General features: G+C 72.0%; 20 protein-coding genes. 9 read left to right on the top strand and 11 right to left on the bottom strand.

What is annotated here, in order from left to right; genetic code table 11:
• Window positions 1-13: 13 nt before the first annotated feature.
• Window positions 14-505, bottom strand: a complete 492-nt coding sequence (locus U2P90_RS07465; RefSeq protein ID WP_295815435.1) for an OmpH family outer membrane protein — start codon at window positions 503-505, stop codon at window positions 14-16.
• A gap of 99 nt (window positions 506-604) precedes the next feature.
• Between U2P90_RS07465 and U2P90_RS07460 the strand changes: the two genes are divergently transcribed.
• Window positions 605-1,228, top strand: a complete 624-nt coding sequence (locus U2P90_RS07460) for a CBS domain-containing protein (protein ID WP_295815437.1) — start codon at window positions 605-607, stop codon at window positions 1,226-1,228.
• Window positions 1,229-1,286: 58 nt separating this feature from the next.
• On the opposite strand, the gene U2P90_RS07455 is transcribed toward U2P90_RS07460, so the two are convergent.
• From U2P90_RS07455 to U2P90_RS07440, 4 genes are read right to left on the bottom strand one after another with little or no spacing between them, the layout of a single operon-like run.
• Entirely contained in the window at window positions 1,287-1,916 is a 630-nt protein-coding gene (locus U2P90_RS07455; RefSeq protein WP_322474421.1) for a CoA transferase subunit B, read from the bottom strand.
• Window position 1,917: 1 nt separating this feature from the next.
• Complete coding sequence (locus U2P90_RS07450; RefSeq protein WP_322474420.1) at window positions 1,918-2,646, bottom strand: CoA transferase subunit A; 729 nt, start codon at window positions 2,644-2,646, stop codon at window positions 1,918-1,920.
• Between the two features lie 39 nt (window positions 2,647-2,685).
• Entirely contained in the window at window positions 2,686-3,408 is a 723-nt protein-coding gene (locus U2P90_RS07445; protein WP_322474419.1) for an alpha/beta fold hydrolase, read from the bottom strand.
• Complete coding sequence (locus U2P90_RS07440; protein ID WP_322474418.1) at window positions 3,401-4,507, bottom strand: alpha/beta fold hydrolase; 1,107 nt, start codon at window positions 4,505-4,507, stop codon at window positions 3,401-3,403. The genes U2P90_RS07445 and U2P90_RS07440 overlap by 8 nt, the downstream gene beginning before the upstream one ends.
• 105 nt (window positions 4,508-4,612) lie before the next feature.
• On the opposite strand from U2P90_RS07440, the gene U2P90_RS07435 reads away from it, so the two are divergent.
• The 5 genes from U2P90_RS07435 to U2P90_RS07415 all read left to right on the top strand — a co-directional run bounded on the left by U2P90_RS07435 (window position 4,613) and on the right by U2P90_RS07415 (window position 9,330).
• Window positions 4,613-5,773, top strand: a complete 1,161-nt coding sequence (locus tag U2P90_RS07435) for an ABC transporter substrate-binding protein (protein ID WP_322474417.1) — start codon at window positions 4,613-4,615, stop codon at window positions 5,771-5,773.
• 54 nt (window positions 5,774-5,827) lie between these two features.
• On the top strand, window positions 5,828-6,688 hold the full coding sequence (locus U2P90_RS07430) for a branched-chain amino acid ABC transporter permease (protein WP_322474416.1): 861 nt from the start codon (window positions 5,828-5,830) through the stop codon (window positions 6,686-6,688).
• On the top strand, window positions 6,685-7,662 hold the full coding sequence (locus tag U2P90_RS07425; protein ID WP_322474415.1) for a branched-chain amino acid ABC transporter permease: 978 nt from the start codon (window positions 6,685-6,687) through the stop codon (window positions 7,660-7,662). The genes U2P90_RS07430 and U2P90_RS07425 overlap by 4 nt, the downstream gene beginning before the upstream one ends.
• Window positions 7,659-8,405, top strand: coding sequence for an ABC transporter ATP-binding protein (locus U2P90_RS07420; protein ID WP_322474414.1), 747 nt, complete (start codon window positions 7,659-7,661; stop codon window positions 8,403-8,405). The genes U2P90_RS07425 and U2P90_RS07420 overlap by 4 nt, the downstream gene beginning before the upstream one ends.
• A gap of 196 nt (window positions 8,406-8,601) precedes the next feature.
• Window positions 8,602-9,330: an ABC transporter ATP-binding protein gene (locus U2P90_RS07415; protein ID WP_322474413.1), complete on the top strand. Its 729-nt coding sequence runs from the start codon at window positions 8,602-8,604 to the stop codon at window positions 9,328-9,330.
• 12 nt (window positions 9,331-9,342) lie between these two features.
• On the opposite strand, the gene U2P90_RS07410 is transcribed toward U2P90_RS07415, so the two are convergent.
• On the bottom strand, window positions 9,343-10,113 hold the full coding sequence (locus tag U2P90_RS07410) for an alpha/beta fold hydrolase (RefSeq protein ID WP_322474412.1): 771 nt from the start codon (window positions 10,111-10,113) through the stop codon (window positions 9,343-9,345).
• A gap of 60 nt (window positions 10,114-10,173) precedes the next feature.
• Here U2P90_RS07410 and U2P90_RS07405 point away from each other — a divergent pair, with 60 nt between their 5' ends.
• Window positions 10,174-10,596 carry a MarR family winged helix-turn-helix transcriptional regulator gene (locus U2P90_RS07405; RefSeq protein ID WP_322474411.1) on the top strand — a complete coding sequence of 141 codons (423 nt, stop codon included), beginning with the start codon at window positions 10,174-10,176 and terminating at the stop codon, window positions 10,594-10,596.
• A gap of 7 nt (window positions 10,597-10,603) precedes the next feature.
• On the opposite strand, the gene U2P90_RS07400 is transcribed toward U2P90_RS07405, so the two are convergent.
• Genes U2P90_RS07400 through U2P90_RS07390 form a run of 3 tightly spaced genes read right to left on the bottom strand, consistent with a single transcriptional unit; the run spans window position 10,604 to window position 14,073 of the window.
• Window positions 10,604-11,830: a polysaccharide deacetylase family protein gene (locus U2P90_RS07400; RefSeq protein ID WP_322474410.1), complete on the bottom strand. Its 1,227-nt coding sequence runs from the start codon at window positions 11,828-11,830 to the stop codon at window positions 10,604-10,606.
• Between the two features lie 20 nt (window positions 11,831-11,850).
• Window positions 11,851-12,912 carry a hypothetical protein gene (locus tag U2P90_RS07395; RefSeq protein ID WP_322474409.1) on the bottom strand — a complete coding sequence of 354 codons (1,062 nt, stop codon included), beginning with the start codon at window positions 12,910-12,912 and terminating at the stop codon, window positions 11,851-11,853.
• A 30-nt stretch (window positions 12,913-12,942) separates the two neighbouring features.
• Window positions 12,943-14,073 carry a heparan-alpha-glucosaminide N-acetyltransferase domain-containing protein gene (locus tag U2P90_RS07390; RefSeq protein WP_322474408.1) on the bottom strand — a complete coding sequence of 377 codons (1,131 nt, stop codon included), beginning with the start codon at window positions 14,071-14,073 and terminating at the stop codon, window positions 12,943-12,945.
• A 94-nt stretch (window positions 14,074-14,167) separates the two neighbouring features.
• Between U2P90_RS07390 and U2P90_RS07385 the strand changes: the two genes are divergently transcribed.
• Both U2P90_RS07385 and U2P90_RS07380 read left to right on the top strand, forming a co-directional pair.
• On the top strand, window positions 14,168-17,227 hold the full coding sequence (locus U2P90_RS07385) for a BTAD domain-containing putative transcriptional regulator (protein ID WP_322474407.1): 3,060 nt from the start codon (window positions 14,168-14,170) through the stop codon (window positions 17,225-17,227).
• 35 nt (window positions 17,228-17,262) lie between these two features.
• On the top strand, window positions 17,263-18,036 hold the full coding sequence (locus tag U2P90_RS07380; RefSeq protein ID WP_322474406.1) for a 3-hydroxybutyrate dehydrogenase: 774 nt from the start codon (window positions 17,263-17,265) through the stop codon (window positions 18,034-18,036).
• Between the two features lie 71 nt (window positions 18,037-18,107).
• Here U2P90_RS07380 and U2P90_RS07375 read toward each other — a convergent pair whose 3' ends face one another.
• Window positions 18,108-18,596, bottom strand: a complete 489-nt coding sequence (locus tag U2P90_RS07375; RefSeq protein WP_295818700.1) for a CAP domain-containing protein — start codon at window positions 18,594-18,596, stop codon at window positions 18,108-18,110.
• A gap of 109 nt (window positions 18,597-18,705) precedes the next feature.
• Complete coding sequence (locus U2P90_RS07370) at window positions 18,706-20,757, bottom strand: M3 family metallopeptidase (RefSeq protein WP_322474405.1); 2,052 nt, start codon at window positions 20,755-20,757, stop codon at window positions 18,706-18,708.
• Window positions 20,758-20,794 lie beyond the last annotated feature (37 nt).

Raw genomic sequence — 20,794 nt, 5'->3', positions numbered from 1 at the left:
CGAACCTTGCGGATCAGGGCTTCATCGCCTTGACGGTCGCGTCGGTCAGTTCGGTGGTCGGATCGGCGTAGATGACCAGGCCGCTCTTGGCCGCCACGCTCTTGTCCATGACGATCGAGTAGCCGTTGGCCTTGGCGACCGCGCCGACCGCCGTGTCCACAGACGCCTCGACGGCCGTGATCTTGGGGTTGATCTGCTTGTCATAGGCGTCGGCCTTGGCCTTGATGGTGGCGACCAGCGTCTCGCGCTGCTGCTTCTCGGCGGCCGTGGCGTTCGCGCCCTTGGCGTCGATGGCCTTGATCTGCTTGTCGATGCCCTGGAGTTCGGCGTCAGCCTTGGCCTGCACGGCCTTGATGTCCTTGTCGTTGGGGTGCGCGGCCAGCAGCTTGGAGACGTCGACGAAGCCGATCTTCTGCGGAGCGGTCTGGGCGTGCGGGGCCAGGGTGCCCAGGCCGAAGGCGGCCACGATGGCCACCGGCGCGAGCGCTTTGGAGGAAATCTTCATGATCGAAACGCTAGCATGTGCCTTTCTGAGCCGAATGAAGTGCCGGGTCACCTGCGCGTCAGGTGGGTGGGCTGTGTGTGGGTGACTTAGACTGGAGCCATGCTGGTGAAAGACTGGATGACCCGCGAGCCCGTGACGATCACGCCGGACACCCCCGTGATGGAGGCCCTGCGGATCATCAAGGATCACCATTTCCGCCGCCTGCCGGTCATGGATCAGGGGCGGCTCATCGGGATCACGACCCGCAAGGATCTCAAGGACGCCATGCCCAGCAAGGCCACGACCCTGAGCGTGTGGGAACTGAACTACCTGCTGAGCAAGCTGACCGTCTCGGAGGTCATGGCCCGGCCGGTCGTGACCGCCGCCGAGAACGAATACCTGGAAGACGCCGCGCTGCGGATGCAGGAGCACCGTGTGGGCGGCCTGCCGGTGCTGAACGACGCCGGACACCTGACCGGCATGATCACCACCCGCGACATCCTCCAGGCCTTCACGAGCATCCTGGGCATGCGCGAGGGCGGCCAGCGCCTGACGCTGGAGATGGACGACGTGCCCGGCAGCCTGGAGGCCGCCACCCGGGCGATCCTGCCCAGCAACATCATCTCGGTGGCGACATATCCGGGCGGGCCGGGCCGGCTGCGCTTCGTGATCCGCGTGAACGGCGATGGCCTGCGCGACGTCCGCAGCCGCGTCCAGCAGGCTGGCATCAGCGTTCTGGACTGAGCGAGGGCAGGGCAGCGGCCGGGCACCTCCATCGCCCGGCCGCTCCTGTCCGCGCCGCTCAGCCCTGGATGTCCGCGCCGGTGCTCGCCCGCAGGTCGTCCAGCGTGACGCCGGGCGCGAGTTCCACCAGCGTCAGGCCCTGCGGTGTGACGTCCAGCACGCCCAGATCCGTGATGATCCGGTCGACGACCGCCTTCCCGGTCAGGGGCAGGGTGCACTCGCGCAGGATCTTGTGGGTGTCGCCCTTCGCCACGTGCTCCATCAGCACGACGACGCGCTGCACGCCGGCCACGAGATCCATCGCGCCGCCCATGCCCTTGACCATCTTGCCGGGGATCATCCAGTTCGCCAGGTCACCGTGCTCGCTGACCTGCATGGCCCCCAGGATGGCGAGGTTCACGTGCCCGCCCCGGATCATGCCGAAACTGTCGGCACTGGAGAAGATGCTCGCGCCGGGCAGGGCCGTCACCGTCTGCTTGCCGGCGTTGATCAGATCGGCATCCACCTGATCCTCGGTGGGAAAGGGACCGATGCCCAGCAGGCCGTTCTCGGACTGCAGCCAGACTTCCAGGCCGGGGGGGATGTGGTTGGCGACCATGGTGGGCAGGCCGATGCCCAGATTCACGTAGTAGCCGTCGCGGAGTTCCTGGGCGGCGCGGGCCGCCATCTCGTCCCGTGTCCAGGGCATGTCAGACCTCCTCGCCGGCGGCCGGGGATGCGTGGGGCCGGCGCACCGTCCTCTGTTCGATCCGTTTTTCAGGCGTGGCGTTCAGCACCACGCGCTGCACGAAGATACCGGGCGTGTCCACGTCGTCCGGGTCGAAGGCTCCGGTCTCGACGATCTCCTCGACCTCGGCCACGGTGACCCTGCCGCAGGTGGCGACCATGGGATTGAAGTTCCGGGCCGTCCGGCGGTAGATCAGGTTGCCCGCCCGGTCGGCCTTCCACGCCTTGACCAGCGCGATGTCCGCCACGATGCCATGTTCGAGGATGTAGGTCTGACCGCCGAAGTCCTTGTGCTCCTTGCCCTCGGCCACCAGGGTGCCCACGCCGGTCTTGGTGTAGAACCCGGGAATGCCCGCCCCGCCCGCCCGCAGGCGCTCGGCCAGGGTGCCCTGGGGCGTGAACTCCAGTTCCAGTTCCCCGGCGAGGTACTGCCGCTCGAACTCCCGGTTCTCGCCGACATAGGAGCTGATCATCCGGCGGATCTGGCGGGTCTCCAGGAGCTGGCCCAGGCCGAAGCCGTCCACGCCGGCGTTGTTGCTCACGGCGGTCAGGTCGCGCACGCCGCTGTCGCGCAGGGCAGCGATCAGCGCCTCGGGGATGCCGCACAGGCCGAAGCCCCCGACCGCGACGGTCTGGCCGTCCTGCACGATGTCGTGGAGCGCCTCGGCAGCGCTCGGATATACCTTGTTCATCGATTCTCCAGGGTCATGTGGTCTCCGGGGCACAGTGGATCAGCTCGGTGGTGGCACCGTGCCGAGAAAGGCGGTGAGCTGCTCGCGGAACGCGGCCGGCCGTTCCTGCGGGAACCCGTGCCCGGCGCCCTCCAGGATCACGGCGCTGGTGCCCAGGGCTCCGGCGGTGGCCCGCACCATGTCCGGCGTGATCAGCGTGTCCAGGGCGCCGCCCATGACCAGGGTGGGCACCCCGCGCAGCGCGGCGGAGTCGGCCCGCCACGCCGCCAGCGAGCGGGCGTTCCCGGAGTAGTGTCCGGAGTGCATCCGGGCCGCGTCCTCGACGTACTGCGTGAAATTTCCGGGACGGCCCGACGGGAACAGCGCCGCCAGACTGGCCTCCAGCACCGGGCGCTGGGTGCGCAGCAGTTCGAGCACCGGATAGTTCTCCTCCGGCGTGACCAGTCCGCCCAGCGGCGCACTGGCCGCGAGGATCACGCCGGCCACGTCGTCCGGGGCGTGCGAGGCGAGTTCCAGCACGACCGCGCCCCCCAGCGAGTGTCCCAGCAGCACCGGCCGGGTCACGCCCCGCTCGTTCAGCCATCCGGCCAGCCACTCGGCGTACGCCGGGATCGACACCTCGCCGTGGTGGTACGTGCCGCCGAAGCCCGGCAGGGTCGGGGCGAGCACCCGCCACCCCCGTGGCGGTTCGGCCAGCAGTTCCCACCACCACACCGCCGACGCGAAGTTGCCATGCACGCACACCAGCACCTGTTCAGTCATGCGCCTCCCCTGCGGCCACCTCCGGGGACACCGCGTGCGGCCGATCCGACTCCAGCAGGGCACGCAGCGCCTCGGCGAAGGCAGACGTGTCCATGATGCACCCCAGATGCCCGTTCGGCGAGGCGAATTCCACGTGGGTGTGCGCCACGCCCGCCGCATGGGTGGCGTGGGCGAAGGCCCGCATCTCGGCCGCCGGGAAGAACTGATCCACCGCGACGTTGGCGGTGAGCAGGGTCAGACCGGTGTCGCGCCAGCGGGCATGCAGATGTTCCGGCGGGCAGACCTGCGACAGGTCGTGCGTGAGCACCGCCCGCCCGATATCCAGGACGTGCGGCAGGCTCGCCACACCCAGGCGGGAGCGCAGGTACGTGCCGAAGTCCGCGTCCGTGAAGGTGTGCGCCAGGCCGTCCGCGCCGAACCCGAACAGCGAGATCAGGCGCAGGGCACCCTCGAGACCACCGCTGGCGGCCACGTCGCGCAGCAGGGGCGCAAAGGCGTCCCGGAGCGACGGCCCGGCCGCTGGCGACGCCGCGATGGCCGCCACACGCGGCGCGAGCTGCGGCGTCCGGGCCGCCCACTGCAGCGCCTGCATGCCCCCGAAGCTGGGGCCGATCACCGCGTGCCAGCGCGGCACGCCCAGGCGCCGCATGAACTGGAGCTGCACGGCGTGCAGGTCGCCCAGATCCCACGCGGGAAAGCGCTCGCCCCACGGCCGGCCGTCGGGATGCCGGGTGGCCGGGCCGGTGGTCACGACCGCCGGATCGAGGGCCTGCACGTTCGACAGGGTGTTCAGACACACCACGAAGTACGCATCGGTGTCCACCGCCCGGCCCGGCCCGATCACGTCGTCCCACCAGCCGGGCGTGCCGTCCGGCGTGACACCGGCGGCCCGCATGGTGCCGGTGTAGTAGTGGCACACCAGCACCGCGTTGTCGCGGGCCGGATTCAGCGTGCCCCAGGTCTGGGCCCCCAGACGCACCGGCACCGGCACGCCGGCCAGCACCGCCGTGACCTCCAGCAGCAGCGTGCCCGGCGGCCCGGCCCCCTGCGGCGCGGCGTGTTCCTCGCCCACCCTGTTCCCCTGCGCGTTGTGTTGCATCGGCGTCCAGGGTAGGCACGGGGCGTTACGCGCCGGTCACAGCCGGGGGCCCGGTCACCGGTGTAACGCGGCCGTGACGGGCGGCCCCTACACTCCGGGGCGAACATGAACAGAATCCTCCTGACGGGCGTCCTGCTCGCGGTCTCCAGCGCCGCCGCAGTGAAAGTCGGCATCCTCCTTCCCCTGAGCGGCCCGAGTTCCGTGTCGGGTCAGGCCGCCCGCAACGGCTACCAGCTGGCCCTGGACGAGATCAACCGCGCCGGCGGCGTGCTGGGCAAGCCGCTGGAGCTTGCACTTTCGGACGACGGCAGCGCGCCGGCCAAGGCCGTGCCGGAATTCGTGAAGCTCGTGACCGTGGACAAGGTGGACTTCATGGCGGGCGGAGTGAGCAGCGGCGTGACCGTGGCGCTGTCCGGCCCGGCCAAGCAGTACAACACCTTCATGGCGTGGATCGGCGCGGCGGCCACCCCAGTCGAGGACGCCTTCGCGGACCACCGGTACTTCTTCCACTACCACCCGTGGTCGTACTACAACTTCGAGGCGATCCTGGGGTACTTCAAGTACCTCAAGACCTACAAGAAGGCGAAGACCATCGCCATCGCCTACGAGGACGGCCCCTTCGGCAGCGCCGGCATCGACGCGACCGTGGACGCGTTCAGGAAGGCGGGCTTCACCGTCGTCATGACCGAGAAGTTCAAGACGGGCAGTGGGAACTTCGGGCCGCTGGTCAGCAAGGCCAAGGCCGCGAACCCCGACATCCTGTACTGGGTCGGCTACGACACCGACGCCCTGCCGCTGGCGACCGAGGTGAAGCAGCAGAACCTGAAGCTGGGCCTGCTGTACGGCACGCCTCCCTCGTGGCCGGTCGGCTTCGAGAAGAACGCCCTGGCCGATAACGAGGCCGGTCTGAGCCTGTGGCTGCCGACCAGCCCGACCAAGGAGAGCCGCACCTTCGTCGCCGCGTACAAGAAGAAATTCGGCACCGTGACCGAGGAGTACTTCGCGCCGCTGGCCTACGTGAACCTGAAGTCCCTGGCCGCCGCCATCAACGCGGCGGGCAGCACCGACAAGGACAAGGTGGCCGCGGAACTGGCGAAGACGAACATGCCCACGCCCTTCGGGCCGCTGACCTTCACGCCAAGCCTGAAGACGAAATACCAGGGCTTCAAGGCCGGCAACTGGCTGCACTTCCAGTTCCAGGGCGACACCCGAGTGCCGGTCTTCCCGATCAAGTTCGCGCAGAAGCCCATGGTCTACGGCAAGTAGGCCGTCACCGGTGGCGGGCCACACGCGCCACCGGACGGAATGGAACCCACCTGAATGGATCTCTTTCTCCAGACCCTGATCAACGGCCTGCTCCAGAGCGGCCTCTACGCCCTGGTCGCGTCCGGCCTCGCGCTCGCGGTGGGCGTGGTCGGCATCGTGAACTTCGCGCACGGCGAGTACGTCATGATCGGCGCATTCCTGGCGTGGGCGGGCAGCGCCCTGCTCGGCCTCGATCCGCTGCTGACCCTGCCCCTGGTGGCGGTCGCCGTGTTCGGCGTGGGGGCGCTGACGTACCGGGTGAGCATCCGGCACGTGCTGCTCGCGCCGGAACTCAACCAGATGCTCCTGACCTTCGGACTGGGCATCCTGCTGCAGAACGTCGCGCTGATGGTCATGGGCGGCAACACCCGCACCGTCAACACGCCGTACCAGGCGAGCAGCATCCAGCTGGCCGACCTGAGCATCGGCGGCCCCAAAGCCATTGCCTTCGTACTGGCGGCGGTGCTGCTGGGCACCCTGTACGCCGTGCTGTACCGCACCACGCTGGGCCGGCAGATGCGGGCGGTCGCGCAGAACCGCCGCGGCTCGCAGCTCATCGGCATCGACGTCGACCGCGTGTACCTGATCGCCTTCGCGGCGAGCTGCGGGCTGGCGGCGGTCGCGGGCGTGCTCGTGAGCGTGCTGCTGTTCGCGTCGCCCACGGTGGGGCTGGTGTTTGCGCTGAAGGCGTTCGCGATCATCGTCATGGCGGGCCTGGGCAACCTGACCGGGGTACTGTGGGCGTCCGTGGTGCTGGGCGTGTCGGAGGCGCTGGTGCAGACCTACGTGCCGGGCGGCGGCGGCTGGAGCGACGCCGTGTTCTTCCTGATGATCTTCGCCACGCTGGTGCTGCGCTCGTTCCGGGGGGCCCGGTGAGCGCCGCGCTGCCCGGCCGGGCGGCCCGCCTGCGGCCGGACATCACGGGGCCCAAGCTGCTGCCCCTGATCGTCTTCTTCGTGCTGGCGCTGGCCTTTCCCTTCCTGCCCTTCGGGGATCGCCGGGAGTTCCTGCTGCAGATCGGGTACTTCACGCTGGTGGCGGGCATCCTGGCGCTGTCGTGGGATCTGCTGGCGCGTTCCGGGCAGGTGAGCCTCGCGCACGCCGCGTTCTACGGGCTGGGAGCGTACGGCTACGCGCTGCTGCTCAGGGCGGGGGTGCCGTGGCCCGCCGCCATGCTGCTCGCGACCCTCGCCTCGGGCGGGATCAGTCTGCTGCTGGGCGCAGTCACCATGCGCCTGAACGGCATGTACTTCGCGATTGCCACGCTGGCGTTCACCGAGGTCGTCCGCACCGTCATCCAGAACCTGCCCGAGCGCGTGGCCGGCGGCGCGAACGGCCTGCTGGTGCCCGCGCTGCTGGGCGGCAACTCGCGCGGGCAGTACCTGCTGGCGCTGGCCCTGCTGGGCGTCACGGTCGGCGTGAGTCTCGCGGTGCGCGTGACCCGGCTGCACCACGCGTTCTCCGCCATCCGGCAGGGCGAGGAGACCGCCCGCGTGCTGGGCGTGAGCGTCGTGCGCTACAAGCTGCTCGCGTTCTTCCTGTCGAGCACCCTGGCGGCGGTGGGCGGCGTGCTGTACGCCGGCAAGACCTTCTTCATCAACCCCCTGGAGACCTTCAGCCTCGCCAACTCCATCGCGCCGCTGACCACCAGCATCTTCGGCGGGCTGTACACCACGCTGGGGCCGGTGCTGGGGGCCACGCTGCTGCGCGTGGCGGAGGAACTGCTGCACGGTGCCGTCAAGAGCGGCTACCTCGTCGTGTACGGACTGGTGCTGATGCTGAGCATCCTGTGGCTGCCGCGCGGCATCGTGGGCCTGTGGCGGCGCGGCCGCAGCGGCGGTGACCTGTGACGGCTCACGACGACGTGCTGCGGGCCGAGGGCCTGGGCAAACGCTTCGGCGGCCTCCAGGCGGTGCAGGACGTGTCGTTCACGCAGCGCCGGGGCGAGGTGCTGGCGATCATCGGGCCGAACGGCGCGGGCAAGACCACGCTGCTGAACCTGCTGTCGGGCGTGTACCGCCCCAGCAGCGGGCGGCTGTGGCTGCTGGGGCAGGACGTCACGGCCAGCCCCATCGAGCACCGCTGCCACCTGGGGCTGGGGCGCGCGTTCCAGATCGTGCGGCCGTTCCCGGACATGACCGTGCACGAGAACGTCACGGTGGGCGCGCTGTTCGGCACGCCCGGCACGCGGCTGCAGGACGCCCGTGAGCAGGCGTGGGCCCTGCTGGAACTCACGGGCCTCGCCCCCCACGCCGAGAAGGCCGCGCACGAACTCACGCTCCTGCAGGACAAGCGACTGGAGGTCGCCCGCGCCCTGGCCACGCGCCCGCAGGTGCTGCTGCTCGACGAGGTCATGGCCGGCCTGCGCCCCGCCGAGTCGCAGGAGGCCGTGGGACTCATCCGCAGCGTCCGGGACAGCGGCGTGAGCGTGCTGTTCATCGAGCACATCATGCCGGTGGTGCGCGATCTGGCCGACCGCGTGGTCGTCATGGATCAGGGGCAGGTGCTGGCGGCGGGCACGTACCGGGAGGTCACCGCCGACCCACGTGTGATCAGCGCGTATCTGGGGACGGAAGCGGAGTTGCAGGCATGATCCCGGAACAGGGGCGGACGCCGCTATTCCCGAGCGGCGCGAGTGGGGATGACAGGGGGCGGCCCCCAGTGCAAGGACACAGTGCAGGGACGGCCGGTGCCCTCCCGGACGGCCCGGAACGGAGGGGCGACCCCATGACAGGAACGCAGAGGGCACAGAGCACAGAGCAGAGGACTCAGGGGCGGACGGTGGGCCGGTGAGCGCCGTCCTCGGCCAGGAACTGGTCATCGAGCAGCTCGCCGCCGGGTACGGCAAGGTGCAGGTGCTGTGGGACGTGTCGGTGCGGGTCGCGCCGGGCGAGTTCGTGGCGATGATCGGCGCGAACGGGGCCGGCAAGACGACCACGCTGCGGGCCGTGAGCGGCGTGGTGCGGCCGTCGGCGGGGCGCATCACGCTGGGCGGCGTGGACATCACGCGCTCGACCCCGCCCCAGATCGTGCGGCTGGGCCTGGGCCACGTGCCCGAGGGACGGGAGCTGTTCGCGCACATGACGGTGCGCGAGAACCTGGAACTCGGGGCGGCCATGCGCCCGGAAGCGCGGGGAGCACAGGCCACAACCCTGGAGCGTGTGTACGCGCTGTTCCCCCGCCTGCAGGAACGCCGCGCGCAGCTGGCGGGCACCCTGTCCGGCGGCGAGCAGCAGATGGTCGCCGTGGGCCGCGCCCTGATGGGCCTGCCCAGCGTGCTGGTCGTGGACGAGCCCAGCCTGGGCCTGTCGCCGCTGATGACCCAGACGGTGTTCGGGGCCCTGCAGGCCGTGAACGCGGACGGCGTGAGCGTGCTGCTCGTCGAGCAGAACGTGGGGCTCAGCCTGCGCCTCGCGCACCGCGCGTACGTGCTGGAGAACGGGCAGGTCGTGAAGGAGGGCACGGGCGCGGCGCTGCTGGCCGACCCCTCCGTGCGGGAGGCGTACCTGGCGCTGTGAGCCGTAGGGGGGTCAGAAGGCTCTTGCGAAGGCATCCACGGCGGCGAACGTCGCCGCCGGCTGCTCCAGCTGCGGCAGATGCCCGGCGGCCGGAAGCACCGTGAACGCCGCGCCGGGGATGGCGTCCGCGTAGGCCTGTCCGTAGGGGCGCGTGACGACACCGTCACTCGCGCCCCACAGCACCAGGGTCGGGACGGCGATGCCGGGCAGGCGGGCACGGAGGGCTGGGTCGTGCATGTACGGCTCGCCCGCGATCGCCGCCAGGGTCGCCATGCTGGCTCGCTGCGCGGCCTGCCTCTCGTCCGTGGTGCCGGCAGGATCGGCCCGGAACAGCGAAGGGTCATGGAAGGAATACGTGGCGATCTCGGCCGGGGTCATCCCCGAGATGTTCCGGATGGGAGCGCCGGGAACCTCGATCCCCACAGCGTCGATCAGCACGAGACTGCCCACCCGTCCGGCGGTGTCCTGCAGGGCCATCTCCACACCGATCCAACCGCCCAGGGAGGAACCGACGACGAGCACGTCCGTGAGTCCCTGCGCATCCAGCAGGGCAAGGTAGGTGCGGGCGTAGTCAGCCGGGGCCGCAAGGCGCTCTGGGCGGGGCGTGCCGTTCCAGCCAGGATGTGTGGGCGTGAGAACGCGCCGGGTCTGTGCAAGGTGCGCCGCGAGGCCGGCGACGGTGACGGAACCGCCGCCCCCGTGCAGGACGAGGGCTGGGCGGCCGGCGCCCTGGTCGGTGAGGGTCAGGGACAGATCCGGGGCGAGTGGGAGGATCGTGGTCATGCCTCTACCGTATATCAATATATTTATATAAGCAAGTTGATCTTCTGCTACGCTGTCCTCATGTCCACTGATCTCCAGCTGCTCGGGCGCGCCCTCAAGCAGGTGCAGTACCGGCACCACCGCGCCGTCGACACCCGGCTCGCAGCTCTCGGCACCACGCTGGTGCAGTGGGACGCGCTGCGTGCCCTGGCCCGCACCCCCGGCGCATCGGCCCACGACCTCGCGCTGGCGACCTTTCAGAGTGACCAGGCCGCCGGGACGCTCGTGCAGCGCCTCGCGGCGCAGGGCCTGATCGAGCGCCGGGCCGGGCCGGGCCGCCGCATCGCGCACCACCTGACGCCGGCCGGCGAGGGCATGCTCGCGGCCGGGACGCCTGTGGTCGAGGCCGTCCTACGCGCCTCGCTGGCCCCGCTGGACGATACGGATCGCGCCACGCTGCTCTCCCTGCTGGACAAGGTGCTCAGCGTCCCCGTGACGGACTGACCCTCCCCTACTTCGGCAGGCCGCCCACGGTGGTCAGGGTGACCGCCTGCTGCCGGGCGTAGCGCAGGAAGTCGCGCAGCACGTCCAGCATCTCGGGCGCGTTGTCGTGCAGCAGGACGATCCCGCCGGCCCGGAGCCTGCGGCGGTAGCGGGTCTCCAGGGTGGCATCGCCGGGATTCTGGAAGTCGCCAGGGTCGTCCGTCCAGAACACGGTGGTCAGGCCCAGGCGGCGGGCGGCGTCCAGCGTTCCGGCGGTGTAGTCCCCGCCGGGCGGGCGGAAGTAGCGCACGGGCTTCCCGGTGAGGGTCTTCAGGAGGTCGTCCGTCCAGCGCAGTTCGTCGGTGGCCTCGGGAATGGTCAGGGGCGGCAGGCGGACGTGGTGGTACGTGTGGTTGGCGACCTCGTGGCCCTGGGCCACCATGTCGCGTACGAAGTACGGGTACGCCTGGGCGTTGCGGCCGATCACGAAGAACGTGGCCCGCGCTCCGCTGCGACGCAGCAGGTCGAGCAGCAGCGGCTCGAACAGCGGGTGCGGCGCGTCGTCGAAGGTCAGGGCCGCCACCCCCGCCGTGCCCCGCCGGGCGCGGTACAGCAGGCCGCCGACGTCCCCGCCGCTGATCTGCGCCCCCGTGACCTGCACCCGCGTGCGGTTCTGCTGCGCCGGTCTCGTCGGAGCGATCCCCGACGGCGTCAGGGTGGGGCCGGTCTCGCGCACGCGATCCGGGGCGCGGTAGGTGGGCAGCGCCTGCGGGCCGGGATTCACCCACTGCCGGTCGTACGGCCCCCGCCCAGCCGCCCACGCCTCGAAGGCCGCCGCGCGGGCGCGGGGCACGCTGGCGGTCAGCAGCGGCAGCGGCCCGCCGAACCCCGCGTAGCTGTCGGCGTCGTAGGCGCTGACGTCCACTTCCGCCACGTCGGGGCGGGCGGCGAGCACGCGCGCGGCGACGGTCGCGGCCATGGCGCGCGCATGCGGCTGCTGCGCGGGCGACAGGGTCAGGATGGCGTGCGCCACCGTGATGAAGCCGTTGCCCAGCACATTCACGACGTGCACGCCGGGCACGGCCGGCGTCAGGGTGAGGATGGGGAGGGTCGGCGCGGGCCGCGTGCCCGGCGCGATGGGCTGCACCTGACCGGGCAGGGCGGCCGGCTGGCCCGCACGCGGCTGGGCTTGGGCGACGCCCACCGGCAGCGCGGCCAGGAGCACGAGGGCGGAACGCAGGGCGAGTGGAATCACGGGCAGCCTCCAGGGGCGGGTCATACGGGGCCAGTCCGGTCGGTCACGGACGCGGGACGCCCACCGGTGCTGTCCGCCCACGTCAGGTTGGCGGTCATGCCGGGAGGCAGATGCCCCTGGGCCCGGTACAGCGCCGCGGCCGCCCGGTACTGGGTGCGGGCGGCGTCCAGCCGGCCCTGCTTGCGCAGCACGGTGCCGAGCACCCCGGCGGCCAGGGCGTTGCGGGGTTCTTCTCGCAGTGACCGCCGCAGCAGGGCCTCGCTGGTCGTCAGGCCCGCCGGGGTGGCGTGCCCGCTGCCGGTGCCGAGCACGCCGCCTACGGTGCGTTCGGCGCGGTAGTAGTCGTACTGGCTGCGCAGGTAGTCCAGGCTCAGGAACCCCAGCCGCGCGGCGGGCACCGTCCCCCGGCCGTCGGCGCGGGCGTAGCCGGTCATGACGTTGCCACTGAAGACCGGCGTCACGAAGCGCCACCCGCCGTCCACCCACGCGAGCAGGCCGCGGTGCGTGGCGGTGGGCGTGGGCTCGCTGGCATCGACCTGCACGTCCCCGCTGCTCACGCGCACGACGCTGGTGACGTGGCCCAGGTTGCTCTCCTGCCCCGACTGGCTCTTCCAGACCATGACGAGTCCGGCGTCCAGCCCGGCCCGCTGCAGCAGCGCAGCGATGATGGTGCTCTGGAGCAGGCACTGGCGCTCGCCGTACGCCGGGACACTGGCGAACTCGTACCCGCGCTCCAGGCTGAAGCGCGGAATGGCGGCCTTCACGAACGCATGTGCCCACGCGGCGGTGTCCAGCGCGAGCCGGTCGCGGGCGGCCCCGCGGCCGGCTTGCACCTGGGCGCGGCGGGCGTCCAGCGCCGCCGTGAGGGTCGTGGCGTTCCCGAGCAGACGGCCGGTGCGGAGGTAGGCAGCATTCAGCCAGTCGGCAAACGCGCCGTCCAGGCCCGCGCGGCGGTACGACTCGGCGGCCAGGGCCGCGAAGGCCGGGCCACCCAGGTGCAGGTCGGCGGGCGCGGGCACGGCGGCCAGGGCAGTGGGGGTCATGAGGACGGTCAGCAGCAGGAGGGTACGGTGGCTTCGCATATCGGCTCCGTGAAGGACGAGGACTCAGGGTCAGAGTTTCAGGATCAGGCCGCGCCGCGCCATCCACGCCAGACCCAACCACACGGCCAGCACGTAACCCAGGGTGTACGTCCAGCCGCCGGCCAGCGCCCCCAGGTGCGCGCGGGCCAGTGTCAGGAGCGCCGCGCCCATCGGCATGGCCCGGCCGGCCCAGCCGACCACCCAGTCCTGGAGGATCCAGACCTTGATCACGATGGGCAGCACGTACCCCGCCAGGGCGTTGCGGCCCGGAATGGTCAGGGGTGCGAGGACGGCCGCGCCGCCCGGCACCCGGCCCGAGTCGGCCACGAGCCACGCCGCCAGCAGCCCCAGGGTGCCCAGGCCGGCCGCCGACAGGATGTACGGCGGCGTCCACAGGGTCTTGCTCAGGGGGATGTGCCCGCTGGCGGCCCAGCCGAAGCCCATGACGCTCAGGATCACGCCCAGGCCGAGCAGGTACCAGCCGGCACGCGCATCCCGGCGTTGCAGGGAGGTGGCGGCCGCCGCGCCCAGCAGCACCAGCGCGGTCGTGGGGATCACCGACAGCAGCCCGCGCAGCCCCAGCGGACTGAGTACAGCGGCATTCAGCGCCTGCACGGGGTTGCGGGTCTCGTCCACGATGCCCACGCCGGCCGGGTGGACGCCCAGGGTCAGGAAGGCCGCGTAGCCGGCCAGCAGCGCGGCCGCGACCAGCAGCTGCCAGCGCACGCGCAGCCCGCCCAGCAGCGCCCCCGACAGGGTCGCCAGCGCGATCAGCTGCAAGACCCCCAGCCCCAGCGTGAAGGTATGGGTCGTGACGCTGGTCTCGAAGGCCCCGAGCAGGTACAGCAGCGCGGCGCGGCCCACGAGCCGGCGCACGCGGGCCGCGCCGGTCACGCCCGCACGGGTCATGGCCGCCAGCGAGAACGGCAGGGCCGCGCCCGCGCAGTACAGGAACCACGGGAAGACCAGATCGGTCACGGTCATGCCGAAGCCCGGCGCGTGCATCAGCTGCGCCGGCGTCCGGCTGCCCAGCGAGACGTTGTTCACCAGCAGCATGAGCAGCACGGTCAGGCCGCGGAAGGCGTCCAGGGCGATCAGGCGCTGGGAGCGCGTGGCAACGGGGGCGGCGGAGGGCAGGGCCGGAGAGGGAGCGGCCGTCATGCGGCGAGTGGAGCCCCGCTCGTTTAAACGGGCGTGAATGCGGCGCCCACCGTCCGGCAACATGGGCCACCCGCCCTGATAGCATTTCCGGCGCATGACCGTGTCCTGGCGTGACCTCACCTCGCCCCGGCGGGCACGCTGGCCGGCGGCGTCGGGCGCGGTCGCCCGCCCCCGGCTGCTGGCCCTGCTGGGCGCGTCGCCGGTGGTGGTGGTGGTGGCCCCGGCCGGCTATGGCAAGACGACGGCCCTGGCCGCGGCCGGGCCGGAGCTGGGCGGCGCCCGCGCGTGGCTGACCCTGGACGCCGACGACGCCGATCCGCTGGTGCTGGCAGCGAGTCTGGCCATGGCGGTCGAGGCGCTGCCCGGCGGCGCGGCCCCCGGTGCCCTGCTCGACGCCGGGGCCAGTCCGCGCCGGGTGGCGGCGCGGGTCGCGGATGTCCTGGACGCGGCCCAGGCCCGGCTGGTGCTCGACGAGGCGCAGCACCTGCTGGGGCCGCTGGCCGGGGGCGTGCTGCGCGAGGTGCTCGACTGCGGGGCAGGGCGCGTGACCCTGCTCTCGCGGGTGCCGCTGCCGCTGCCGGATCTGACCCGGCTGGAGGCGGCCGGCATCGTCACGCGGCTGTCGGCCGCCGACCTGGGCTTCACGCTGGACGAGATGGGCACCCTGCTGCGGGCCCACGGCCTGACCCCGGGCAGCGCCGAGGTGCGGCAGGCCCACGCCCTGACGGAGGGCTGGCCCATCGCCGCACGCTTCCTGGCCCACTCGGTCGCGCAGGGCCGCGTGCAGCTGCGGGCCCTGGCGGATCTCGACGGCGGCGAGGCGCAGCTGGGCACGCTGTTCGCGTATCTGGCCCAGGAGGTGCTGGGGCCGCTGGAACCGGCGCTGCGCAACGTCCTGACCCGCGGCAGCGTGTTCGAGGAGCTGACCGCCGGGCTGCTCGCGGACGTGCTGGAGGAACCGCACGCCGCCACCCTGCTGGAGGCGCTGTCGGGCAGCGGCACCTTCCTGACCCGGTCTGACCCGCCGGACGCCGCCGGGGGCACGTACCGCGCCCACCCGCTGCTGCGGGCACACCTGCGCACCGGCCTGGACGCCGCCGAGGTAACCCACCTCGCCGCCCGGGGCGCGGCGTACTTCGAACGCACGCAGCGCCCCCGCCGGGCCATGGCCGCGCACCTGCTCGCCGGACACCCCACACGGGCGGCCGAACTGCTCGCCGCCCACGGCGACATCTGGCTGGCCCAGGGACGGGTGACGCTGGTGGAACGCAGCCTGCACCGTCTGCCACCCGGCGTGTGGACACCGGAACTCCACGCCCTGGCCGGGGACGCGCTGCGCCTGTCGTCACGCTACGATGGAGCGCTGGCCGAGTATGCGCGGGCCACGCCGCTGCGCCGTGCCCTGGGCGAGATCCACGTGGCGCTGGATACCGTCCAGCCGGCGCTGGCGTGGGCTCCGCTGGACACGGCCGAGGCGCTGCTGGCCGGTCACCACGATCCGGCTCCCCGGGCCAGCCTGCGCCGCCTGCGGGCAGAGAATCTGCTGAATGCCGGCGAACCCGCGCGGGCCGTCGCACTGGAACCTGCCCTGGCCGGCGGTGCCCGGTACGCCCTGCGCACGGGCGACCTGGAGCGGGCGCTGGGTCTGGCCCTGGACGCCGCACGGGGCGAGACCGGCGGCGCCCGCGCCGCGCAGAACCACCGCGAGGGGCTGCTGCTGGCCAGCTTCCTGCACGCCATCCGGGGAGAGGGCGCCGCCGCCGTCCACGCCGCCCGCGAGGGCCTGCTGGAAGGCGAACGCCTGGACAGCCCCTTCGTGCGCTCGCTCGCCCTGGCCCGGCTGGGCCACGCGCAGCTGGTCGCCGGCGACGACGCGGCCGCGAGGGCTGCCTACGCCTCGGCGCTGGAACTGGCCCAGGGTGTGGTGCCGCGCCTGCGCGTCGAGCCACTGATGGGCCTGGCCTTCCTGGCCGCGCGGGGCGGCGACGCGGCCGGCGCGGCGGCCCGGCGCGACGAGGCCCTGCACCACACGGCCGGCGACCGGTACATGGGCGGGCTGGTGCACCTGGCCGCCGCCCTGGGCACCCTTCAGGGCGGGGGCGGGCCAGCCGAGGTGTCCCGCGATCTGGACGCCGCCCGCGCTGCCTTCGAGGCCGGCGGGGACGCCTTCGGGCAGGCGGCGGTGGCGCTCGCGGCCTTCGCGTCGGGTGGCCATGCGCCGGCAGCAGCCCTGGAGGCGGTCGCGCGCTACCCGCAGTTGCTGGCCGGGCCGTCGATGGCGGCCCCGTTCCTGTCGCGGGCCGGGCGGGCGACGGTCCTGGCCGCGCTGGCGGAGGCGTGGCCGCCGGGGCGGGCGGCCCTGGCGGGCGTGGCCCACGCGCTCGGCTACCCGGACGTGCCGGCCCCGACCCACGTACCGGGCTTCGAGGTTCACGTGCACGTGCTGGAGCGCGTGACGGTCACGCGCGGCCCGGACGGCCCGCCGCGCGAGTGGGGCCGCGCGAAGGCCCGTGACCTGCTGACCCTTCTGGTCGTGCATCCGGCGGGGCTGGCCCGTGACACGGCGCAGGAACTGCTGTTTCCGGCGGCTGATCCCGGCGTGGGAGAGCGCAACTTCCGCGTGATCCTGCACGCGCTGGGGCAGGTGCTCGAGGAGGGCGCCGCCAGCGGTGTGTTTCTGGAGCGTGGCGAGTGGCTGCGCCTGTGCCCCGGCCCGGACCTGCACGTGGATCTGTGGACGGCGTGGGCCGCCCTGGAGCAGCCGGTGGGCACGCCGGGCCGCCGGGCCGCGCTGCTGACCGTGGGCACCCGGCTGGCCGAATCCGACCTGCCGGATGTGCAGCAGGGCGCACTGCACTACGCCCTGATCCTGCCGGATGCCCTGGCCGCCGAGGCCGCGTGGGCCCTGGACGCCGGCGACCCTGAAGGCGCGGCGGCGGCGGCCGGGCGGGCGATCTCCATCGACCCGGCGCACGAACTCGCGGCCCGCACGCTGATGCGGGCTCACCACGCCCGTGGGCACGTGGCGGCGGCGCGGCGCGTGTTCCTGCAGCTCCAGGCGGCCCTGCGGGACCTCGACCTGTCGCCGCTGCCCGAGACCGTGGCCCTGAGCCGCGCCCTGGGCGGCATGACCACAGCACCGGACAGCGGGTAACGGCCGGGTGACGGCCTCCCCGTACACTCGGCGGCATGACAGGCACGACTCCAGACGACCGCACCGCCCTGGTCACGGGCGGCACCAGCGGCATCGGCCTCGCCATCGCGCAGCGGCTGCGCACCGACGGCCTGCAGGTGGCCGTGCTCGACCTCGACCGGCCTGGAGCGCGGCAGGTGGCCGGGGATCACGGGTTCGCGTTCATCGCCGCCGACCTGTCGCGCCGGGCCGACTGCGTGGACGCCGTGCCGCAGGCCGTGACCGCGCTGGGCGGGCTGGACGTCCTGATCAACAACGCCGGCTTCCAGCACATCGCTCCCATCACTGAGTTCCCGGAGGACACCTGGGACGCCATGCTGCACGTCATGCTCACCGCGCCCTTCCTGCTGACGAAGCACGCGTGGCCGCACCTGCGGCGCAGCGGGCACGGCCGGATCGTGAACGTGGCCAGCATCCATGCACAGGTCGCCAGTCCCTTCAAGGCGGCGTACATCAGCGCCAAGCACGGCGTGATCGGCCTGACGCGCACGGCGGCGCTGGAGGCCGGCGAGCAGGGCTTCACCGTGAATGCCATCTGCCCCGCGTATGTGAGGACGCCGCTGGTCGAACACCAGATCGCCGATCAGGCCCGCACGCGCGGCATCTCCCCCGCCGAGGTCGAGCAGCGCGTCATGCTCGAGAGCGCCGCCATCAAGACCCTCCTGAACCCCGAGGACGTGGCGGCCCTCGCCAGCTATGTCGTCAGCCGCGCCGCGTGGGGCATGACCGGCGCGGTGCTGGACATCGATCTGGGCTGGACGGCGCGGTAGGCGCTGCACGCCGCAGAGGGCAGAGGGCTGACCGCCGAGAGCCAAACAGCACAAGCCCCCTCTGCCCTCTGCTACCGCTGCTCGCTGCTCAGGACGATCACGTACGCCGTGCCGCGCAGGCCGGGCAGGACGCTGGCTCCGGCGCGGGTGTAGCGGCGCTCGGTCATCCAGTAGCAGTGGACGGGGCTGTTGAGCCACCAGCGCATGGCCTGCTCGGGATTCACGCCGGCGTTCATGTAGATGATCTCGGTCACGCTCACGGCGTTCACGCCCGTACTGGCCGCCCGGACACGCGGGGTGCTGCCGCTGCGCCCGGTATGGGTGATCCGTCCGGACTGCCCCATGTACGCCGCCTGGAGCCGCGCCGCCTGTGCGTGCTGGGCACTGTACGCCAGGGCCCCGGCCGCCGGGCGCACACCGCTGCCAGGGCAGGTGACGCCCTGGGCGCGCACCTGGTTCAGGCGGTCAAGGAGCTGCCGCTCGGCCGCAGTCTGCGCGTGGGCGCTGCCCAGACTCAGGGTGGCGAGGGCCGCAAACACCGACAGGACAGTTGAGCGCATCGTGGGGGAATCATAAACGCTGTGCCCTGACATCCGCCTTAAGGATGACGACCTGAACACCCCGGCCGGCCGCCGGACACACGGTCACGGCGGCCGGCCGGGTGAAACCTCAGCCCGAGGCGAGGATGCCGCTGCGGCGCAGCAGGGCGTCGGGATCGGGATCGCGGCCCATGAACTCGCGGTACAGGGTCGCGGGTTCCTCACTGTTGCCGCGCGACAGCACCGCGTCCACGAAGGCGCGGCCGGTCTCGCGGTTGAAGATGCCCTCCCGGGCAAACCGGGTGAAGGCGTCGGCGTCGAGCACCTCGGCCCACTTGTACGAGTAGTACCCGGCTCCATAGCCCACCGGGCTGCTGAACAGGTGCCCGAAGCTGGCGATCATGGCGTAGTCGTCGGGCAGCGCATACGGGAAGAAGCGGGCCATCACGTCACGGGCCACGGTGACCGGATCGGCGTCGCTGGCCGGATCGTATTCCACGTGCAGGGTCAGGTCGGTCAGGCCGAAGGCGTACTGGCGCATGCTGACGTTCGCGGAGCGGTAGTTGCGGGCCGCGACCATACGGGCATACAGCTCCTCGGGCAGGGCCTCACCGGTCTGGTGGTGGCGGGCGAACAGGTCGAGCGCTCCGCGTTCCATGACCCAGTTCTCCATGATCTGGCTGGGCAGTTCCACGAAGTCCCACGCAACGTTGGTGCCGGCCAGCGACCGCACGGGCACGCGGGACAGCGCGTGGTGCAGCAGGTGGCCGAATTCGTGGAAGACCGTCTCGACCTCGCTGATCGACAGCAGGGCCGGCGTGTCGCCGCTGGGGGGGGTCATGTTGCCGCACATCAGGCCCAGGTGTGGTTCCACGCCGTTCTCGCGGGGGCCACCGGTGAAGAACGCATTCATCCACGCGCCGCCGCGCTTGGTGTCCCGTGGGAACCAGTCGGTGTAGAAGGACGCGATATGCACGCCGGCCTCGTCGTGGATGTCGTAGTAGCGGACGTCCGGGTGCCAGCCGGGGGCCTGCGCCTCCGTGACGGACACGCCAAACACACGCCGGGTGATCTCGAACAGGCCCGACAGCACGCCGTCCATCGGGAAGTATGGCCGCAGCTGTTCCTCGTCGAAGTCGTACTTCGCCTGCCGCTGCTTCTCGGCCCAGTACGCCACGTCCCACGCGGCGAGTTCCGGGGCGTCTGCGCCGGCCTGGGCGCGGTGGTACGCGGCGAGTTCCGCATTCTCCTGCTCGAAGGCCGCGCGGGTGCGGTCTTCGAGGTCACGTTCGAATTTCAGGGCCGCCGCGCCACCTCCCGCCATCCGGTCTTCCAGCACGTAGTCCGCGAAGTCGCGGAAGCCCAGCAGCTGGGCCTTCTCGCGCCGCAGGGCCAGGATCTCGCGCAGCAGCGGCCGGTTGTCGCGGCCCTCCTGGCGACCCACCTGCTGCTGGGCCTCCCACAGTTCGCGGCGCAGGTCGCGGTCATCGGCATACGTGAGCACCGGGCCATACACCGGCGCGTGCAGGGTCAGGCGGTGCCCCTCCTGGCCGTGCTCCTGGGCGTCGCGGCGGGTGGCGTCCTGCACCCGCGCCGGCACCCCGGCCAGGCGTTCGGTCGGCACGTACAGCGCATAGGCCGCCGTGGAATCCAGCACGTTCTTGCCGAAGTCGTTGGTGATCCCGGCCAGCCGGGTGTTCAGGGCGGTCAGGCGGTCACGGCCCGCCTGGGGCAGATCCGCCCCGCCCCGGCGGAAGTCGTCGATGGTCAGTTTCAGGTGCCGCGCCTGCACCGGGTCAAGGGCCGCCGCGCCCGGCGTGGCCGCGTAGGCCTTCAGCGCCGCCCACAGGCCGGGGTGGAGGCTCAGCATGGTGCGGAACTCGCTGACCTTCGGGATGATCGCCTTGCGGGCGGCCTTCCACCCGTCGCTGGTCACCACGCCGTCCAGGTGCGACACGATGGTGTTCACCGTGTCCAGCTGATCGGTCAGGGTGTCGAGGTCGTCCATGAAGCCCGCGAACTCCCGCTCCGGGGCCGCCGCGAGGCGTTCGAGCTTCTCCTGGGTCGCGGCCAGCAGGGTATCCACCGCGCCCTCGGCGTGCTCGGGACGGATCCGGTCGAAGGGAATCTTGAACCCCAGGTTCAGCAGGGGATTCTGGGTGAGCACGGCGTCAGGTGACATCAGAAAAGTATAGGCAGGGGCCGCGACGGGTGCCGTA

The organism is Deinococcus sp. AB2017081, assembly GCF_034440735.1.
Classification (GTDB): Bacteria; Deinococcota; Deinococci; order Deinococcales; family Deinococcaceae; genus Deinococcus; species Deinococcus rufus.
Note: the sequence above shows the minus strand (reverse complement) of the source record. Positions and strands in the feature narration are given on the sequence as shown.

What these genes read in the sequence shown, in the direction of transcription:
- U2P90_RS07465 (WP_295815435.1), bottom strand. Translation starts at nt 505, where the DNA reads ATGAAGATTTCCTCCAAAGCGCTCGCGCCGGTGGCCATCGTGGCCGCC.
- U2P90_RS07460 (WP_295815437.1), top strand. Translation starts at nt 605, where the DNA reads ATGCTGGTGAAAGACTGGATGACCCGCGAGCCCGTGACGATCACGCCG.
- U2P90_RS07455 (WP_322474421.1), bottom strand. Translation starts at nt 1,916, where the DNA reads ATGCCCTGGACACGGGACGAGATGGCGGCCCGCGCCGCCCAGGAACTC.
- U2P90_RS07450 (WP_322474420.1), bottom strand. Translation starts at nt 2,646, where the DNA reads ATGAACAAGGTATATCCGAGCGCTGCCGAGGCGCTCCACGACATCGTG.
- U2P90_RS07445 (WP_322474419.1), bottom strand. Translation starts at nt 3,408, where the DNA reads ATGACTGAACAGGTGCTGGTGTGCGTGCATGGCAACTTCGCGTCGGCG.
- U2P90_RS07440 (WP_322474418.1), bottom strand. Translation starts at nt 4,507, where the DNA reads ATGCAACACAACGCGCAGGGGAACAGGGTGGGCGAGGAACACGCCGCG.
- U2P90_RS07435 (WP_322474417.1), top strand. Translation starts at nt 4,613, where the DNA reads ATGAACAGAATCCTCCTGACGGGCGTCCTGCTCGCGGTCTCCAGCGCC.
- U2P90_RS07430 (WP_322474416.1), top strand. Translation starts at nt 5,828, where the DNA reads ATGGATCTCTTTCTCCAGACCCTGATCAACGGCCTGCTCCAGAGCGGC.
- U2P90_RS07410 (WP_322474412.1), bottom strand. Translation starts at nt 10,113, where the DNA reads ATGACCACGATCCTCCCACTCGCCCCGGATCTGTCCCTGACCCTCACC.
- U2P90_RS07405 (WP_322474411.1), top strand. Translation starts at nt 10,174, where the DNA reads ATGTCCACTGATCTCCAGCTGCTCGGGCGCGCCCTCAAGCAGGTGCAG.
- U2P90_RS07395 (WP_322474409.1), bottom strand. Translation starts at nt 12,912, where the DNA reads ATGCGAAGCCACCGTACCCTCCTGCTGCTGACCGTCCTCATGACCCCC.
- U2P90_RS07390 (WP_322474408.1), bottom strand. Translation starts at nt 14,073, where the DNA reads ATGACGGCCGCTCCCTCTCCGGCCCTGCCCTCCGCCGCCCCCGTTGCC.
- U2P90_RS07385 (WP_322474407.1), top strand. Translation starts at nt 14,168, where the DNA reads ATGACCGTGTCCTGGCGTGACCTCACCTCGCCCCGGCGGGCACGCTGG.
- U2P90_RS07380 (WP_322474406.1), top strand. Translation starts at nt 17,263, where the DNA reads ATGACAGGCACGACTCCAGACGACCGCACCGCCCTGGTCACGGGCGGC.
- U2P90_RS07375 (WP_295818700.1), bottom strand. Translation starts at nt 18,596, where the DNA reads ATGCGCTCAACTGTCCTGTCGGTGTTTGCGGCCCTCGCCACCCTGAGT.
- U2P90_RS07370 (WP_322474405.1), bottom strand. Translation starts at nt 20,757, where the DNA reads ATGTCACCTGACGCCGTGCTCACCCAGAATCCCCTGCTGAACCTGGGG.